Below are 16,578 nucleotides of genomic sequence, written 5' to 3'. Positions count from 1 at the left end.
AATGTCCACTGAAAAACAGAAGTACGGTGTCCACTCCGAAGCAGGGAAGCTGCGCAAGGTGATGGTTTGCTCGCCGGGACTGGCGCACAAGCGCCTGACGCCGAGCAACTGTGATGAATTGCTGTTCGATGACGTGATCTGGGTCGACCAAGCCAAGCGTGACCATTTCGACTTCGTCACCAAGATGCGCGAGCGCGGTGTGGATGTGCTGGAAATGCACAACCTGCTGACCGATATCGTGAAGGACAAAGCGGCACTGAAGTGGATCCTCGACCGCAAGATCACGCCGGATACCGTCGGCGTAGGCCTGACCAACGAAGTCCGCAGCTGGCTCGAAGGTCTTGAACCACGCCAGTTGGCCGAGTTCCTGATCGGCGGCGTCGCAGGCCAGGACCTGCCGACCAGCGAAGGCGCCGACGTGGTCAAGATGTACAACGACTACCTGGGCCACTCCAGCTTCATCCTGCCACCGCTGCCCAACACCCAGTTCACCCGCGACACCACCTGCTGGATCTACGGTGGCGTGACGCTGAACCCGATGTACTGGCCAGCGCGCCGTCAGGAAACCCTGCTGACCACCGCCATCTACAAATTCCACAAGGAATTCACCGACGCTGAGTTCCAGATCTGGTACGGCAGCCCCGACGAGGAACACGGCAACGCTACCCTCGAAGGCGGTGACGTGATGCCGATCGGCAAGGGCATCGTGCTCATCGGCATGGGCGAGCGGACCTCGCGCCAGGCCATTGGCCAGCTGGCACAGAACCTGTTCGCCAAAGGCGCGGTCACGGAAATCATCGTCGCCGGCCTGCCGAAGTCCCGCGCGGCCATGCACCTGGACACCGTGTTCAGCTTCTGCGACCGCGACCTGGTCACGGTCTTCCCGGAAGTGGTGAAAGAGATCGTGCCGTTCATCATCCGCCCGGACGAGAAAAAGCCTTACGGCATGGACGTGCGCCGCGTCAACAAATCGTTCATCGAGGTGGTTGGCGAGCAGCTTGGCGTCAAGCTGCGGGTGGTCGAGACCGGCGGCAACAGCTTCGCCGCCGAGCGCGAACAGTGGGATGACGGCAACAACGTCGTGGCTGTGGAGCCAGGCGTGGTCATTGCCTACGACCGCAACACCTACACCAACACCCTGCTGCGCAAGCAGGGGATCGAGGTCATCACCATCAGCGCCGGCGAGCTCGGCCGGGGCCGTGGCGGCGGCCACTGCATGACCTGCCCGATCGTCCGCGACGCAATCGATTACTAACGTCCATACACCCTGCCGCGCCCACAAGGCCGCGGCAGGGATGTTCACCAAACTCAAGGAGAAACTGTCATGGCGTTCAACATTCACAACCGCAACCTGCTCAGCCTCGAACACCACACCACCCGCGAGCTGAAGTACCTGCTGGATCTGTCCCGCGACCTCAAGCGTGCCAAGTACACCGGCACCGAGCAGCAGCACCTGAAGGGCAACAACATCGCCCTGATCTTCGAGAAGACCTCGACCCGCACCCGTTGCGCCTTCGAAGTCGCCGCCTATGACCAGGGTGCCAACGTCACCTACATCGACCCCAACTCCTCGCAGATCGGCCACAAGGAAAGCATGAAGGACACCGCCCGCGTGCTCGGGCGCATGTACGACGCTATCGAATACCGTGGCTTCAAGCAGGAAATCGTCGAAGAACTGGCCAAGTTCGCCGGCGTACCGGTCTTCAACGGCCTGACCGACGAATACCACCCGACCCAGATGATCGCCGACGTACTGACCATGCGTGAGCACAGCGACAAGCCGCTGCACGACATCAGCTACGCCTACCTGGGCGATGCCCGCAACAACATGGGCAACTCGCTGCTGCTGATCGGCGCCAAGCTCGGCATGGACGTGCGCATCGCCGCACCTAAGGCCCTGTGGCCGCATGACGACCTGGTCGAGCGCTGCAAGAAATACGCGGAAGAAAGTGGTGCACGCATCACCCTGACCGAAGACCCGAAAGCGGCGGTCAAGGGCGTTGACTTCGTGCACACCGACGTCTGGGTATCGATGGGCGAGCCGATCGAAGCCTGGGGCGAGCGCATCAAGCAGCTCAAGCCTTACCAGGTGAACAAGGAGCTGATGAAGTCCACCGGCAACCCTCGCACCAAGTTCATGCACTGCCTGCCGGCGTTCCACAACTCCGAAACCAAGGTCGGCAAGCAGATCGCCGAACAGTACCCTGAGATGGCCAATGGCATCGAAGTGACCGACGACGTATTCGAGTCGCCAGCCTGCATCGCCTTCGAGCAAGCGGAAAACCGCATGCACACCATCAAGGCGATCCTCGTCTCGACGCTGGCCGACCTCTGATAACCACCTCGATACTGTGGGAGCCGGCTTGCCGGCGATGCAGGCAACACGGTGCATGGCACCGGCTTCGCCGGTGATCGCCGGCAAGCCGGCTCCCACTCAGGAACGAGGCGTTCCCCCCTTCTTCGCAAAGGACATTCCCCATGCGTATCGTTGTTGCATTGGGCGGTAACGCCCTGCTGCGCCGCGGCGAACCCATGACCGCTGACAACCAGCGCGCCAATATCCGCACCGCCACCGAGCAGATCGCCAGGGTTCACCCCGGCAACGAACTGGTCATCGCTCACGGCAACGGCCCGCAGGTTGGCCTGCTGGCCCTTCAAGGGCTCTCCTACAAGCCTGACGAAGCCTACCCGCTGGACGTGCTGGGCGCCGAAACCGAGGGCATGATCGGTTACATGATCGAACAGGAACTCGGCAACCTCCTGCCCTTCGAAGTGCCGTTCGCCTCACTGCTCACGCAAGTCGAGGTCGACCCTAACGACCCCGCCTTCCAGGACCCGACCAAGTTCATCGGCCCGGTCTACGAGAAGGAAGAGGCGCTGCGTCTGGCAGCGGAAAAAGGCTGGAAAGTCAAACCCGATGGCGACAAGTACCGCCGTGTGGTGGCCAGCCCCAAACCGATCCGTATCTTCGAGATCAAGCCGATCACCTGGCTGCTGGAACGCGGCACCGTGGTGATCTGCGCTGGCGGGGGCGGTATCCCCACCATGTACGACCCTGATAAAACCAAGCGCACCTTGAAGGGGATCGAAGCGGTCATCGACAAAGACCTGTGCTCGGCACTGCTGGCCCGGGAACTGCGCGCAGACCTGCTGGTGATCGCCACCGACGTCGATGCCGCGTATATCGACTACGGCAAGCCTACCCAGAAAGCGATCGCCGAAGCGCATCCGGACGAGCTGGAGCGCCTGGGCTTTGCCGCTGGCTCCATGGGCCCGAAAGTCCAGGCGGCTTGCGAGTTTGCCCGCTTGACCGGTAGGGTTGCGGTGATTGGTTCGCTGGAGAACATCGAAAAGATCGTTCAAGGCACCGGTGGCACACGTGTCAGCATTGCCAAGCCAGGAATCAGCTACCGTTGAATGCAGTTGGCGGGCTACCGTAGCCCGCCATTTTCACTTTCCAAAGGAGCCTGCCATGGCGACGTATGAGCCAGGTCATGTACATATCCAGCGTGCCGCGCTGAACAAGGATGACCACAGTTACGACCTGAACATCGACTATGAAGCGACTACCGATGCCAAGGAAGGTAGGGGCATCCAGTTCCGCATGCATGGCAGCATCGAAGGCAAGGCGGTGGACGAGAAATTCTTCCTGCCCAAGGACCAGGCGCTGCCAAGCTTCCTGATGGTGCTGAGCCGCAAGGCCCAGGCCCACCTCGCACCGCCCAAGAAGTTCGAAAACCTCAGTTCCCCGCACAAGATCTACGACCATATGTTCGAAGACATCCGCGATAAACTGGATGTGAAATCCGGCGACCCGATCAAGAACGAAAGTCCCGAATGAATTCATTGCCGGCAAGCCGGCTCCCACAGGTACAGCGCTAAAACCTGTGGGAGCCGGCTTGCCGGCGATTAGGCTTCACCCATGAGCCAAGGCATACTACTGCCCTCCCCCGGCCATGACCCCGCCTCCCCATGCGCATCCACGTCAGCTTCATCGACCGCGTCGGCATCACCCAGGAAGTCCTGGCCCTGCTCGGTGCCCGCAACCTCAACCTGGACGCCGTGGAGATGGTCCCGCCCAACGTCTACATCGACGCCCCGACGCTCAGCCCGGCGGTGCTCGAAGAGCTGCACGACGCCCTGTTCGAAGTACACGGCGTGCAATCGGTGGACGTGGTCGACATCCTCCCCGGCCAACGCCGCCACCTGCAGCTGGACGCACTGCTGGCCGCCATGAGCGACCCAGTCCTGGCGGTGGACAGCGCAGGCCTGGTGCTCTTGGCCAACCCCGCGCTGATCGCCCTGTGCGGCCGCGAATCGGCCGGGCGCTCGGTGGGCGAGCTGTTCGGCGACCCGGCCCTGTTGCAGGCCCTGCTGGACAACAACTTCCACCTGCCGATGCGGGAAATGCAGCTCAACGGCCAGAGCCTGCTGCTGGACGCCACGCCCATCACCAACGCCGGCGGCCTGCTGACCCTGTACCCGCCCAATCGCATGGGCGAGCGCCTGTCGGCCTTGCATCACGACCATGCCGAAGGCTTCGATGCCTTGCTCGGCGAATCCCCGGCGATCCGCACCCTCAAGGCCCGCGCCCTGCGTGTGGCGGCACTCGACGCTCCGCTGCTGGTACATGGCGAGACCGGCACCGGCAAGGAGCTGGTGGCCCGTGCCTGCCACGCGATCAGCAGCCGCCATGCGGCGCCGTTCCTTGCCCTGAACTGCGCCGCGCTGCCCGAGAGCCTGGCCGAGAGCGAACTGTTCGGCTACGCCCCCGGCGCCTTCACCGGCGCGCAGCGAGGCGGCAAGCCGGGGCTGATGGAGCTGGCCAACCAGGGCACGGTGTTTCTCGACGAAATCGGCGAGATGTCGCCCTATCTGCAGGCCAAGCTGCTGCGCTTTCTCAGTGACGGCAGCTTCCGCCGCGTAGGCGGCGACCGCGAAGTGAAGGTCGATGTGCGGATCATCAGCGCCACGCACCGCGATCTGGAACGCATGGTCAGCGAAGGCACCTTCCGTGAAGACCTGTTCTACCGCCTGAACGTACTCAACCTGCAGGTGCCGCCCCTGCGCGACCGTGGCCAGGACATCCTCATGCTCGCGCATTTCTTCATGCAGCAGGCCTGCACCCAGATCCAGCGCCCGCCGTGCCGGCTGACGCCCGCCACCCACTCGGCACTGCTGGCCAACCCTTGGCCGGGCAACGTGCGCCAGCTGCAGAACGTGATCTTCCGTGCCGCGGCCATTTGCGAAGGCAACCTGGTGGACATCGGCGACCTCGACATCGCCGGCACCTCGGTGGCGCGCGGGCAGGATGGCGAAGTGGCGAGCCTGGAGCAGGCGGTGGGCGATTTCGAGCGCGAGCTGCTGCAGCGGTTGTATGCCAGCTACCCATCGACACGGCAGTTGGCCGGGCGGTTGCAAACCTCGCATACCGCGATTGCCCAGCGTTTGCGCAAATACGGCATTCCTAAGGTTAATACCTAGCGAACTGCAGAATTTCCCTACACATATCAAGCCAGTTTCCACACGAAAATGGAGGACCGTTCACGCCCGAATACAACAAAGAGTTACATGAATGCTTGAGCTCGATTTCTATGGAACCCTGGTCGCCGCGTCACTGGTACTCCTGCTCGGCCGCGGCCTTGTCACCCGCATCAATTTTCTGCGTCTGTACAACATCCCCGAACCCGTAGCGGGCGGTCTGGTCGTTGCGCTGATACTGCTAGGCCTGCGCAGCCTCGACGTTCAGGTGCAGTTCGACACCTCGCTGCAGTCGCCCTTGATGCTGGCCTTCTTTGCCACCATCGGCCTGAATGCCGATCTGGCCAGCCTGAAGAAGGGCGGCCGTGTGGTCGCCATTTTCCTGTTTGCAGTCACCGGCCTTCTGGTGGTGCAGAACGCCATGGGCATCGGGCTCGCCACGGCACTGGGGCTCGACCCTCTGATGGGCCTGCTGTCAGGCTCGATTTCCCTGGCCGGCGGCCACGGCACAGGCGCTGCCTGGGGGGCGACCTTCAGCGAAAAGTATGGGCTGGCCTCCGCTACGGAACTGGCACTGGCTGCGGCAACCTTCGGCCTGGTGCTGGGCGGTCTGATTGGCGGCCCGGTCGCCCGCCTGCTGATAAACCGCGTGCAGACGCCCGGCCTGGATCAGGAAACGCCGCGCTTGCCCAAGGGCTTCGAGCAACCGAACAAAGAACGTTTGATCACCCCCTTCTCGATGGTGGAATCCCTCGCACTCATCTCGGTCAGCTTGATGGGCGGCTCTTTGCTCAACAGCCTGTTGCTGGGCACCGCCTTTGAATTGCCGACCTTCGTCTGTGTCCTGTTCGTAGGCGTCGTGGTGCGTAACGGGCTTGCAGCGTTCGGCCTGTATCAAGTGTTCGAGCGGGAAGTGTCGGTACTGGGCAATGTCAGCCTGTCACTGTTCCTGGCGATTGCCCTGATGTCGCTTAAACTGTGGGACCTGGCTGCACTGGCGTTGCCGTTCTTCATCATCCTGGCGGTCCAGACCCTGGTCATGGCGTTGTTCGCCATCTTCGTGACCTTCAGGATCATGGGCAGCAACTACGACGCGGCAGTGCTGGCAGCAGGGCACTGTGGTTTCGGCCTGGGCGCCACGCCCACGGCTATCGCCAACATGCAGGCCGTGACCCAGCGCTACGGGCCTTCGCAGATCGCTTTCCTGGTCGTGCCGATGGTCGGTGCGTTCTTCATCGACATCATCAATGTGATCGTGATCAAGCTCTACCTCGCACTGCCCTTCTTCGCCGCACTCTGAGCCGGCCACCCCTGTCGTATCGATTTCAATACATCGTATTGAAATCGATACACAACCCTCCCGACTCCCATTCCCAAGGGTTTGATCCTCAAACCCTTTTCTCGCCCCGGCCGACTGTATCGATTTCATTCCAAAAAAGTACATCAGCTGTTCACAAAAATACGTAAATATCTGATTTATATGTCTTTTTTGTATATGGCCGAAATATTGCAACCCCGAATCCCAACCCAAGAGCGCGAACCCACCGCGCCCCACGCCCCTTGAGGATTCCCCATGAGCGAGTTGCGTTTCACTGAAGATCACGAATGGCTGCGCACCGAAGCCGACGGCAGTGTCACCGTGGGCATCACTGCCTACGCCCAGAACGCCCTGGGTGATGTGGTCTACGTGCAACTGCCCGAGCTGCAGCAGTACGAAAAAGGTGCCGAAGCCTCCACCGTCGAATCGGTGAAAGCCGCCAGCGGCGTGTACATGCCTTTGACCGGTGAAGTGGTCGCCGTCAACGACGGCCTCAACGACAGCCCTGAGCTGGTCAACGAAGACCCGCTGGGGGAAGGCTGGTTCTTCCGCTTCATCCCCGCCGATAGCAACGAAGTGGCCGCCCTGCTCGACCAGGACGCCTACGACCGCCTGATCAAAGCCAACGACGACGCCTGAGGAATCTGACCATGACCCACAACCTCGGCACCGCCAACGAATTCATTGCCCGTCATATCGGCCCGCGCGCCGCTGACGAGCAGGCCATGCTGGCCACCCTGGGCTTCGATTCGCTGGAAGCCATGAGCGCCGCTGTCATCCCCGACAGCATCAAGGGCACCAGCGTGCTCGGTGCCGAAGACGGCCAGAGTGAAGCCGATGCACTGGCCGCGCTGAAGGCCATCGCCGGCAACAACCAGCTGTTCAAGAACTACATCGGCCAGGGCTACTACAACACCCACACGCCGGCACCGATCCTGCGCAACCTGCTGGAAAACCCGGCCTGGTACACCGCCTACACCCCGTACCAGCCCGAAATCTCCCAAGGCCGCCTGGAAGCGTTGCTGAACTTCCAGACCCTGATCAGCGACCTGACCGGCCTGCCGATCGCCAACGCCTCCCTGCTCGACGAAGCAACTGCCGCCGCCGAGGCCATGACCTTCTGCAAGCGCCTGTCGAAGAACAAGGCCAGCCATGCCTTCTTCGCGTCCGTGCACTGCCACCCGCAGACCCTCGACGTGCTGCGCACCCGCGCCGAGCCACTGGGCATCGAAATCGTGGTCGGCGACGAGCGCGAGCTGAGCGATGTCAGCGCCTTCTTCGGCGCCCTGCTGCAGTACCCGGCCAGCAACGGTGAAGTGTTCGACTACCGTGAGCTGGTCCAGCGCTTCCATGCCGCCAACGCCCTAGTGGCCGTGGCCGCCGACCTGCTGGCCCTGACCCTGCTGACCCCGCCAGGCGAATTCGACGCCGACGTGGCCATCGGCAGCGCCCAGCGCTTCGGTGTGCCGCTGGGCTTCGGTGGCCCGCATGCGGCCTACTTCGCCACCCGCGACGCCTTCAAGCGCGACATGCCAGGCCGCCTGGTCGGTGTATCGATCGACCGCTTTGGCAAGACTGCCCTGCGCCTGGCCATGCAAACCCGTGAGCAGCACATCCGCCGCGAAAAGGCCACCAGCAACATCTGCACCGCGCAGGTCCTGCTGGCCAACATCGCCAGCATGTTCGCCGTCTACCACGGTCCGGCCGGCCTCAAGCGCATTGCCGAACGCACCCACGCACTGACCGCGATCCTCGCCGCTGGCCTGAAGACCCTGGGCATCGACGTGATCGGCGAAACCGCCTTCGACACCCTGACCCTGGCCACGGGTGCCGCCACCGCAAGCCTGCACGACAAGGCCCGCGCCCAGCGCATCAACCTGCGCCAGATCGATGCCGACACGCTTGGCCTGTCGCTCGACGAAACCACCACCCAGGCCGATGTCCAAGCCCTGTGGCAGCTGTTCGCAGGCGACCAGGCGCAACCTGACTTCGCGGCCCTGGCCGCCAGCACTGCATCGCGCCTGCCTGCCGCCCTGCTGCGCCAGTCGGCGATCCTCGAACACCCGGTATTCAACCGCTACCACAGCGAAACCGAGCTGATGCGCTACCTGCGCCGCCTAGCCGACAAGGACCTGGCGCTGGACCGCAGCATGATCCCACTGGGCTCGTGCACCATGAAGCTCAACGCCGCCAGCGAAATGATCCCGGTGACCTGGGCCGAGTTCGGCAACCTGCACCCGTTCGCCCCGGCCGAGCAGAGCCAGGGTTACCTGCAGATGACCCGCGAGCTGGAAGCGATGCTGTGCGCCGCCACCGGCTATGACGCTGTGTCGCTGCAACCCAACGCCGGTTCCCAGGGCGAGTACGCAGGCCTCCTGGCGATCCGCGCCTACCACCGCAGCCGCGGCGAAAGCCATCGCGACATCTGCCTGATCCCGTCCTCGGCCCACGGTACCAACCCTGCGACCGCGCACATGGCCGGCATGCGTGTGGTGGTCACTGCCTGTGACGCACGTGGCAACGTCGATGTGGAAGACCTGCGCGCCAAGGCCATCGAGCACCGCGAGCGGCTGGCCGCGATCATGATCACCTACCCGTCGACCCACGGCGTGTTCGAGGAAGCGATCGGCGAGATCTGCGCGATCATCCACGACAACGGCGGCCAGGTTTACATCGATGGCGCCAACATGAACGCCATGGTGGGTCTGTGCGCCCCTGGCAAGTTCGGTGGCGATGTCTCGCACCTGAACCTGCACAAGACTTTCTGCATCCCCCACGGCGGTGGCGGCCCGGGCGTTGGCCCGATCGGCGTCAAGTCGCACCTGGCGCCCTTCCTGCCGGGCCACGCCCAGCTGGAAAACCACGAAGGCGCGGTGTGCGCAGCGCCGTTCGGCAGCGCCAGCATCCTGCCGATCACCTGGATGTACATTCGCATGATGGGCGGTGCCGGGCTCAAGCGTGCGTCGCAGATGGCGATCCTCAACGCCAACTACATCGCCCGTCGCCTGGAAGAGCACTATCCTGTTCTGTACACCGGCGGTAATGGCCTGGTCGCCCACGAGTGCATCCTTGACCTGCGCCCGTTGAAGGACACCAGCGGCATCAGCGTCGACGACGTGGCCAAGCGCCTGATCGACTTCGGCTTCCACGCCCCGACCATGTCCTTCCCGGTGGCCGGCACGCTGATGATCGAACCGACCGAAAGCGAGTCCAAGGAAGAACTGGACCGCTTCTGCGACGCCATGATCCAGATCCGCGAAGAAATTCGCGCCGTGGAGAATGGCAGCCTGGACAAGGACGACAACCCGCTGAAGAACGCCCCGCACACGGCGGCCGAGCTGGTTGGCGAATGGACCCATGGCTACAGCCGCGAGCAGGCGGTGTACCCGCTGCCGAGCCTGGTGGAAGGCAAGTACTGGCCGCCGGTCGGACGAGTGGACAACGTGTTCGGCGACCGCAACCTGGTCTGCGCCTGCCCGTCGATCGAGAGCTATCAGGACGCCTGAGGCGGTCTGTAAAAGGCTGGGGCTGCTACGCAGCCCTTTCGCGACACAAGGCCGCTCCTACAGGCGGCGCTTGTCCCTGTAGGAGCGGCCTTGTGTCGCGAAAGGGCTGCGTAGCAGCCCCAGCGTCTTCAGGAGGAACCACCATGTCCCTGAGTGTCTTCGACCTGTTCAAGATCGGCATCGGTCCCTCCAGCTCCCACACGGTCGGCCCGATGCGCGCCGCCGCGCGTTTTGCCGAAGGGCTTCGCCGCGACGGCCTGCTGGCCAGTACCACCCGCGTCAAGGCCGAGCTGTATGGCTCGCTCGGCGCCACCGGCAAAGGCCACGGCAGTGACAAGGCGGTCTTGCTCGGCCTCGAAGGCGAGCACCCTGATACCGTCGACACCGAAGCCATCCCCGCCCGCCTGCAATCGATCCGCGACAGCGGCCACCTGCGCCTGCTCGGCGAGCACGACATCGTCTTCGTTGAAAAGCAGCACCTGGCGATGATCCGCAAGCCGCTGGCTTATCACCCCAACGGCATGATTTTCCGCGCCTTCGACCAAGCCGGCCTGCAGATCCGCAGCCGCGAGTACTACTCGGTAGGCGGCGGTTTCGTGGTCGACGAGGACGCCGCCGGCCACGACCGCATCGTCGAGGACAGCACCGTACTCACTTACCCGTTCAAGACCGCCAAGGAACTGCTCGGGCACTGCAGCGCACAACAGCTGTCGGTGAGCCAGGTCATGCTGGCCAACGAAGCGGCCTGGCGCCCGGAGGCCGAAACCCGCGCCGGCCTGCTGCGGATCTGGCAGGTGATGCAGGATTGCGTCGAGGCCGGCTACCGGCATGAAGGCATCCTGCCGGGCGGACTCAAGGTCAAGCGTCGGGCGCCGGCGCTGTATCGCCAGCTCAGCCAGCACCCGGAAGCCAGCCTGCGCGATGCGCTGTCGGTGCTCGACTGGGTCAACCTCTATGCCCTGGCCGTGAACGAGGAAAACGCCTACGGCGGCCGCGTGGTCACGGCACCGACCAATGGCGCGGCAGGCATCGTCCCGGCGGTACTGCACTACTACATGCGCTTCGTGCCGGGTGCCAGCGATGACGGCGTGGTGCGTTTTCTGCTCACCGCGGCCGCGATTGGCATCCTGTACAAGGAAAACGCTTCGATTTCCGGGGCCGAAGTCGGCTGCCAGGGCGAGGTCGGCGTGGCGTGCTCGATGGCTGCGGGTGCCTTGTGTGAAGTGATGGGTGGCACCCCACAGCAGGTCGAGAACGCTGCCGAGATCGGCATGGAACACAACCTCGGCCTGACCTGCGACCCGATCGGCGGCCTGGTCCAGGTGCCGTGCATCGAGCGCAATGCCATGGGCTCGGTGAAGGCCATCAATGCCGTGCGCATGGCCCTGCGGGGAGACGGGCAACACTTCGTGTCACTCGACAAGGTCATCCGCACCATGCGCCAGACCGGCGCCGACATGAAAAGCAAATACAAGGAGACCGCCCGCGGCGGTCTGGCCGTCAACATCATCGAATGTTGACCCGACACTAAAACCAAGGAGTCATCGATGTCCGAAACACTGCAAAAGACCCCGCTGCACGCCCTGCACATCGAACTGGGCGCGCGCATGGTGCCGTTCGCTGGCTTCGACATGCCGGTGCAGTACCCGCTCGGCGTGCTCAAGGAGCACCTGCACACCCGCGAACAGGCCGGTCTGTTCGACGTCTCGCACATGGGCCAGATCATCCTGCGCGGCAAAGACGCTGCCCTTGCCCTGGAAAGCCTGGTGCCGGTGGACATCGTCGACCTGCCGGTGGGCATGCAACGCTACGCCATGTTCACCAACGAACAAGGCGGCATCCTCGACGACCTGATGGTCGCCAACCTGGGTGACGACACCCTGTTCCTGGTGGTCAACGCCGCCTGCAAGGACCAGGACCTGGCCCACCTGCAAACGCACATCGGTAGCCGTTGCGAAGTACAGCCGCTGTTCGAGCAGCGCGCCCTGCTGGCCCTGCAAGGTCCTGCTGCGGCCAAGGTGCTCGCGCGCCTGGCACCGGAAGTGGCCGGCATGACCTTCATGCAGTTCCGCCCGGTCACATTGCTCGGCGAACACTGCTTCATCAGCCGCTCGGGTTACACCGGTGAAGATGGTTACGAGATCTCGGTGCCGGTTGAAGCCGCCGACGCCCTCGCCCGTCGCCTGCTGGCCGAACCTGAAGTACAACCGATCGGCCTGGGCGCACGCGACTCGCTGCGCCTGGAAGCCGGCCTGTGCCTGTACGGCCACGACATGGACACCGGCACCACGCCCATCGAAGCCAGCCTGCTCTGGGCCATTTCCAAGGTTCGCCGTGCCGACGGCGCGCGCGCCGGCGGTTTCCCCGGCGCCGAGGCGATCTTCGCCCAGCAGCAACAGGGTGTAGCGCGCAAGCGAGTCGGCTTGTTGCCACAGGAACGCACCCCGGTACGTGAAGGCGCCGAGATCGTCGATACAACCGATAAAGTGGTAGGCAAAGTGTGCAGTGGCGGTTTCGGCCCGACACTCGGCGCGCCTGTTGCGATGGGCTATGTCGATATCGAACATGGCGCACTCGACACAGCGCTTTATGCCATGGTGCGAGGAAAGAAGGTTGCCTTGAAGGTCAGTAAAATGCCTTTTGTTCCGCAGCGTTACTACCGTGGTTGAAGGCACTGTATGAGGTTTTTCGGCAGGTTCGAGATATTCGATTTCGAACCTGCCCAATAACTTTTGAACATGCCGCCAGGCCAGGCACCATGCCGTTTCCAACAAATCGGGCGGTTACCGAAAAAAGCCTGATTTTCCATACGACCAAGGGCTTGTTTTTCTCTTGGGAGTTGGCGTAGAGTCACTGCACTGTGTTTGCATGGGTCGCAACAGTTCGTGACCTGGGCCAGTAGCCGCAATCTGCTACAACCCGTACGACGTCTCTTACTTTCCTGCAACCCAGCCCAGTACTCTTTCACTCTTTTATAACGTGAAAGAAACTGTCATTAAAATTTAAGCTTCATAGGAAATAAGACAATGGCTGAGCGTCAGAACGGTACCGTCAAGTGGTTCAATGACGAGAAAGGTTACGGCTTCATCACCCCAGAAAGCGGTGCTGATCTGTTCGTGCACTTCCGTGCCATCGAAGGCAATGGTTTCAAGAGCCTGAAGGAAGGCCAGAAGGTCACCTTCGAAGCAGTTCAGGGCCAAAAAGGCATGCAGGCTGACAAGGTTCAAGTCCTCGGCTAAGCCGATCCAGACTTCGAAGAAAAGCCCCTGCCCAGTGCAGGGGCTTTTTTTTGCCCGTAGAATACCGGCTTCGCCTTCTGGAGCCGTTTTGCATGTCCAAGCCTATGCTCTCACCCCAGGGTGATTTCCCACCGGTCGGCCTCGGCCGGCGCCTGGCGGCGATGTTCTATGACTTCTTGCTGTGCACGGCACTGCTGATCGTCACTGCCGGCGCCTACAAGATGATTCAGATGGCGATCATTGGCGAGGCACGCATGCGTGAGCTGACCGAAGCCGGTGCACTGGATGGCGACCCGCTGCTGTCGACGGTGCTGCTGTTCGTGCTGTTCGGTTTCTTTGCCAAGTTCTGGACCCATGGCGGGCAAACCCTGGGCATGCAGGTGTGGGGCGTGCGGGTGCAGAACACCGATGGCAGCGCGATCAGCCTGTGGCAGGCACTGCTGCGCTTCGTGGTCTCGATCGCCTCGTGGCTGTGCCTGGGGCTGGGGTTCTTCTGGTCGCTGATCGACAAGCGCAAACGCGGCTGGCATGACATCTATTCGGACAGCCAGCTGGTGCGGGTGCCGAAGCGGAACAAATAGCAGGGCCCTATCGCCGGCAAGCCGGCTCCCACAAGGCCCCCACATATTTCGAAAGCTATGCTGTACCTGTGGGAGCCGGCTTGCCGGCGAAAAAAAAGCCGACCCTAAGGTCGGCTTTTTCATAGCGCTCACGCCGTCATCCGGCCCGGCGCAGCAACCAGATGCCAGCCAGTGCACAAACCCCCGCCGGGATCACCACCGCCAGCAACGGCGGGAAGCCGAACACCTGGCTCGAAGGGCCCAGCAGGTCGCCAGCGATGCGGAACACGAAGCCCACCAGCACACCGGTGAACACGCGCTGACCCAGGGTCACCGAACGCAATGGCCCGAAGATGAAGGAAATCGCCATCAACACCAGCGCCGCGGTCACCACCGGTTGCAGCACCTTGGTCCAGAACGCCAGCCAGTAGCGGGAGTTGTTCAGGCCCTGGTCGGACAGGTAGTGGATGTAGTCCCACAGCCCGCTGATGGACAGCGACTCAGGCGCCAGGATCACCGTGTTGAGCAGCTCCGGCGTCACCGACACATCCCAGCGTTCTTCAGGGGCCTTGACCACTTCGGTATGGTCGCCGCGGAAATACGTGGTGCTGACATCGCTGAGCAGCCAGTGGTCCTGGTTGTACTGGGCGCGGCGGGCGAAGCTCGAGGTCACGATCTTGCGGTCGCTGTCGAAGCGATAACGGGTCACACCCAGGAGCAGGCCATTGGGCTGCACGGCGTTGATGTGCACGAACTCTTCGCCCTGGCGGTGCCACATGCCGCGCTTGGAGCTCTGCGCTTCACCACCGCCCTGGGCCAGGGAACGATCGGCCTGGGCCGTGTTCTCGGTAACCGGCGCCACGTACTCGCCAATCAGCACACCGGCCAGCATCAGCACCAGCATCGGTTTCATCACTGCCCAGACGATACGGCCGATGGAAACCCCGGCGGCACGCATGATGGTCAGCTCGCTGCTGCTGGCCAGGCTGCCCAGGCCGATCAAACAGCCGATCAGCGCGGCCATCGGCAACATGTCGTACAAGCGCCGTGGTGCGGTCAGCAACACGAACTTGCCGGCATCCAGCACGGTATAGGTGTCGCTCAGGTCGCTCATCTCATCGATGAAGGCAAACAGCGAAGCCAGGCCGAGGATGATCCCCAACACGGCCAGAATGGCCAGCAGCACGCTCTGGCCGATGTAGCGATCAAGCTTAGCCATGGGCCACCTCCGCACGACGGGCGGCAAGCTTCAGGCGCAGCGGCTCCCAGTACATCAGCCCAAGGCCGATCAACAGGAACAGGCCATGCACCCACCACATGCCCAGGGCGATCGGCAATTTGCCCTTCTCCAGAGCACCGCGTACGGAAATCAGCATCGTCAGGTAAGCCATATACAGAAGAATCGCCGGCAACAGCTTGAGGAAGCGGCCCTGACGCGGGTTGACCCTGGACAGCGGCACCGCCAGCAGGGTCACGACGAACACCAGGATCGGCAGCGAGATACGCCATTGCAGCTCGGCACGTTCGCGCAGGCCCTCCTGGCCAATCAGCTGCGAGGTCGGGATCGCTTCACGCTCGGTCACTTCCTCGCTGACTTCCGGCTTTGGCAGCAGCACGCCGTAAGTGTCGTATTTGATGGCACGGTAATCGGCCTGGCCGGGGTTGCCGTCGTAGCGGTAGCCATTTTGCAGCACCAGGTAACGATTGCCGTCGGCCTGCACTTCCTGGTGGCCTTTCTCGGCGACCAGCACCGAAGGTGCGCGGTCCTTGGTCTTGTCCTGGTTGAAGCGTTTCTCGGAGATGAACACCCCGGCGAGGTTGCTGCGGTCATCCGACAGCTCTTCGGTGTAGGTCACCCGCGAACCGTCGCGCAGGGTCTGGAAGCGGCCGGGCACCAGGGTATCGAACTCGGTCAGGGCATCCTGCTGACCAATGATCTGCTGCACCTGGGCCACGCCCTGGGGCGCCAGGCTCAGGCTCAGCCAGGCCACCAGCAGCGCCACCAGGGCGGCCGGAGCCATGGTCATGCCGAGCAGGCGTTGCTGGCTCATGCCGGTGGCCGACAGTACGGTCATTTCGCTTTCAAGGTACAACCGGCCGTAGGCCAGCAGGATGCCGAGGAACAGCCCCAATGGCAGGATCAGTTGCAGGAAGCCTGGCAGACGGAAACCCATGATCAAAAACAGCACGCTCGGGTCGAGCACGCCCTGGGCCGCCTGGGCCAGGTACTTGATGAAACGTCCGCTCATGATGATCACCAGCAGCACGGCGCTGACGGCGCTCAAGGTCAGCAAGACCTCGCGGGACAGATAACGAAAGACGATCAAGCCAGACACTCCTGGGTTGTCAGGGGCGGATTGCCAAACAAAGGCTTACGACAGCCAAGACCAATGCCGGTTCGCCGGGGGCGAACCTCCATGTAAAGTGCGCGCATTATCCTGTGATTGGCCGCGCCTGTCACTTGGCCGCGCATG

The 16,578-nt window shown here is 62.8% G+C and carries 14 protein-coding genes; 12 read left to right on the top strand and 2 right to left on the bottom strand.

Translation table 11 applies throughout. The annotated features are described in order from the left end of the window. The first annotated feature begins 1 nt into the window (after position 1). From arcA to ACIPZB_RS04585, 12 genes are all read left to right on the top strand, one after another. Positions 2–1,255 (top strand): arginine deiminase, encoded by a 1,254-nt coding sequence (gene arcA / locus ACIPZB_RS04640; RefSeq protein WP_400639162.1) that lies wholly within the window; start codon positions 2–4, stop codon positions 1,253–1,255. 69 nt (positions 1,256–1,324) lie between these two features. After that, positions 1,325–2,335 carry an ornithine carbamoyltransferase gene (locus tag ACIPZB_RS04635; protein WP_400639161.1) on the top strand — a complete coding sequence of 337 codons (1,011 nt, stop codon included), beginning with the start codon at positions 1,325–1,327 and terminating at the stop codon, positions 2,333–2,335. Between the two features lie 143 nt (positions 2,336–2,478). Next, a complete protein-coding gene (gene arcC, locus ACIPZB_RS04630; protein WP_008094245.1) occupies positions 2,479–3,417 on the top strand; it encodes a carbamate kinase in 939 nt (312 codons plus the stop codon). Between the two features lie 55 nt (positions 3,418–3,472). Further along, positions 3,473–3,841: a DUF5064 family protein gene (locus ACIPZB_RS04625; protein ID WP_400639160.1), complete on the top strand. Its 369-nt coding sequence runs from the start codon at positions 3,473–3,475 to the stop codon at positions 3,839–3,841. A gap of 131 nt (positions 3,842–3,972) precedes the next feature. Next, complete coding sequence (locus ACIPZB_RS04620) at positions 3,973–5,484, top strand: sigma-54-dependent transcriptional regulator (RefSeq protein WP_400639159.1); 1,512 nt, start codon at positions 3,973–3,975, stop codon at positions 5,482–5,484. Positions 5,485–5,575: 91 nt separating this feature from the next. After that, entirely contained in the window at positions 5,576–6,781 is a 1,206-nt protein-coding gene (gene gltS / locus ACIPZB_RS04615) for a sodium/glutamate symporter (protein WP_400639158.1), read from the top strand. A gap of 273 nt (positions 6,782–7,054) precedes the next feature. Further along, positions 7,055–7,438 (top strand): glycine cleavage system protein GcvH, encoded by a 384-nt coding sequence (gcvH, locus tag ACIPZB_RS04610; protein ID WP_008094253.1) that lies wholly within the window; start codon positions 7,055–7,057, stop codon positions 7,436–7,438. An 11-nt stretch (positions 7,439–7,449) separates the two neighbouring features. Continuing rightward, positions 7,450–10,305 (top strand): aminomethyl-transferring glycine dehydrogenase, encoded by a 2,856-nt coding sequence (gene gcvP, locus ACIPZB_RS04605; protein WP_400639157.1) that lies wholly within the window; start codon positions 7,450–7,452, stop codon positions 10,303–10,305. Positions 10,306–10,448: 143 nt separating this feature from the next. After that, positions 10,449–11,825 (top strand): L-serine ammonia-lyase, encoded by a 1,377-nt coding sequence (locus ACIPZB_RS04600; RefSeq protein ID WP_400639156.1) that lies wholly within the window; start codon positions 10,449–10,451, stop codon positions 11,823–11,825. 27 nt (positions 11,826–11,852) lie between these two features. Continuing rightward, complete coding sequence (gene gcvT, locus ACIPZB_RS04595) at positions 11,853–12,974, top strand: glycine cleavage system aminomethyltransferase GcvT (protein WP_400639155.1); 1,122 nt, start codon at positions 11,853–11,855, stop codon at positions 12,972–12,974. A 357-nt stretch (positions 12,975–13,331) separates the two neighbouring features. Then, entirely contained in the window at positions 13,332–13,544 is a 213-nt protein-coding gene (locus ACIPZB_RS04590; RefSeq protein WP_008094261.1) for a cold-shock protein, read from the top strand. Positions 13,545–13,636: 92 nt separating this feature from the next. Further along, positions 13,637–14,125 (top strand): RDD family protein, encoded by a 489-nt coding sequence (locus ACIPZB_RS04585; protein ID WP_400639154.1) that lies wholly within the window; start codon positions 13,637–13,639, stop codon positions 14,123–14,125. A gap of 136 nt (positions 14,126–14,261) precedes the next feature. On the opposite strand, the gene lptG is transcribed toward ACIPZB_RS04585, so the two are convergent. Beyond that, a complete protein-coding gene (gene lptG / locus ACIPZB_RS04580; RefSeq protein WP_400639153.1) occupies positions 14,262–15,323 on the bottom strand; it encodes an LPS export ABC transporter permease LptG in 1,062 nt (353 codons plus the stop codon). Then, the gene (gene lptF / locus ACIPZB_RS04575; protein ID WP_400639152.1) at positions 15,316–16,431 is read right to left on the bottom strand and encodes an LPS export ABC transporter permease LptF; all 1,116 of its coding nucleotides are present in this window, start codon (positions 16,429–16,431) and stop codon (positions 15,316–15,318) included. The genes lptG and lptF overlap by 8 nt, the downstream gene beginning before the upstream one ends. Positions 16,432–16,578: the final 147 nt, after the last annotated feature.

It is taken from the genome of Pseudomonas sp. NPDC089396, from assembly GCF_044749545.1.
Lineage (GTDB): Bacteria > Pseudomonadota > Gammaproteobacteria > Pseudomonadales > Pseudomonadaceae > Aquipseudomonas.
Note: the sequence above shows the minus strand (reverse complement) of the source record. Positions and strands in the feature narration are given on the sequence as shown.

Excerpts from the sequence above, each read along its gene's own strand:
- arcA (WP_400639162.1), top strand. The coding sequence starts at position 2 with ATGTCCACTGAAAAACAGAAGTACGGTGTCCACTCCGAAGCAGGGAAG.
- ACIPZB_RS04635 (WP_400639161.1), top strand. The coding sequence starts at position 1,325 with ATGGCGTTCAACATTCACAACCGCAACCTGCTCAGCCTCGAACACCAC.
- arcC (WP_008094245.1), top strand. The coding sequence starts at position 2,479 with ATGCGTATCGTTGTTGCATTGGGCGGTAACGCCCTGCTGCGCCGCGGC.
- ACIPZB_RS04625 (WP_400639160.1), top strand. The coding sequence starts at position 3,473 with ATGGCGACGTATGAGCCAGGTCATGTACATATCCAGCGTGCCGCGCTG.
- ACIPZB_RS04620 (WP_400639159.1), top strand. The coding sequence starts at position 3,973 with ATGCGCATCCACGTCAGCTTCATCGACCGCGTCGGCATCACCCAGGAA.
- gltS (WP_400639158.1), top strand. The coding sequence starts at position 5,576 with ATGCTTGAGCTCGATTTCTATGGAACCCTGGTCGCCGCGTCACTGGTA.
- gcvH (WP_008094253.1), top strand. The coding sequence starts at position 7,055 with ATGAGCGAGTTGCGTTTCACTGAAGATCACGAATGGCTGCGCACCGAA.
- gcvP (WP_400639157.1), top strand. The coding sequence starts at position 7,450 with ATGACCCACAACCTCGGCACCGCCAACGAATTCATTGCCCGTCATATC.
- ACIPZB_RS04600 (WP_400639156.1), top strand. The coding sequence starts at position 10,449 with ATGTCCCTGAGTGTCTTCGACCTGTTCAAGATCGGCATCGGTCCCTCC.
- gcvT (WP_400639155.1), top strand. The coding sequence starts at position 11,853 with ATGTCCGAAACACTGCAAAAGACCCCGCTGCACGCCCTGCACATCGAA.
- ACIPZB_RS04590 (WP_008094261.1), top strand. The coding sequence starts at position 13,332 with ATGGCTGAGCGTCAGAACGGTACCGTCAAGTGGTTCAATGACGAGAAA.
- ACIPZB_RS04585 (WP_400639154.1), top strand. The coding sequence starts at position 13,637 with ATGTCCAAGCCTATGCTCTCACCCCAGGGTGATTTCCCACCGGTCGGC.
- lptG (WP_400639153.1), bottom strand. The coding sequence starts at position 15,323 with ATGGCTAAGCTTGATCGCTACATCGGCCAGAGCGTGCTGCTGGCCATT.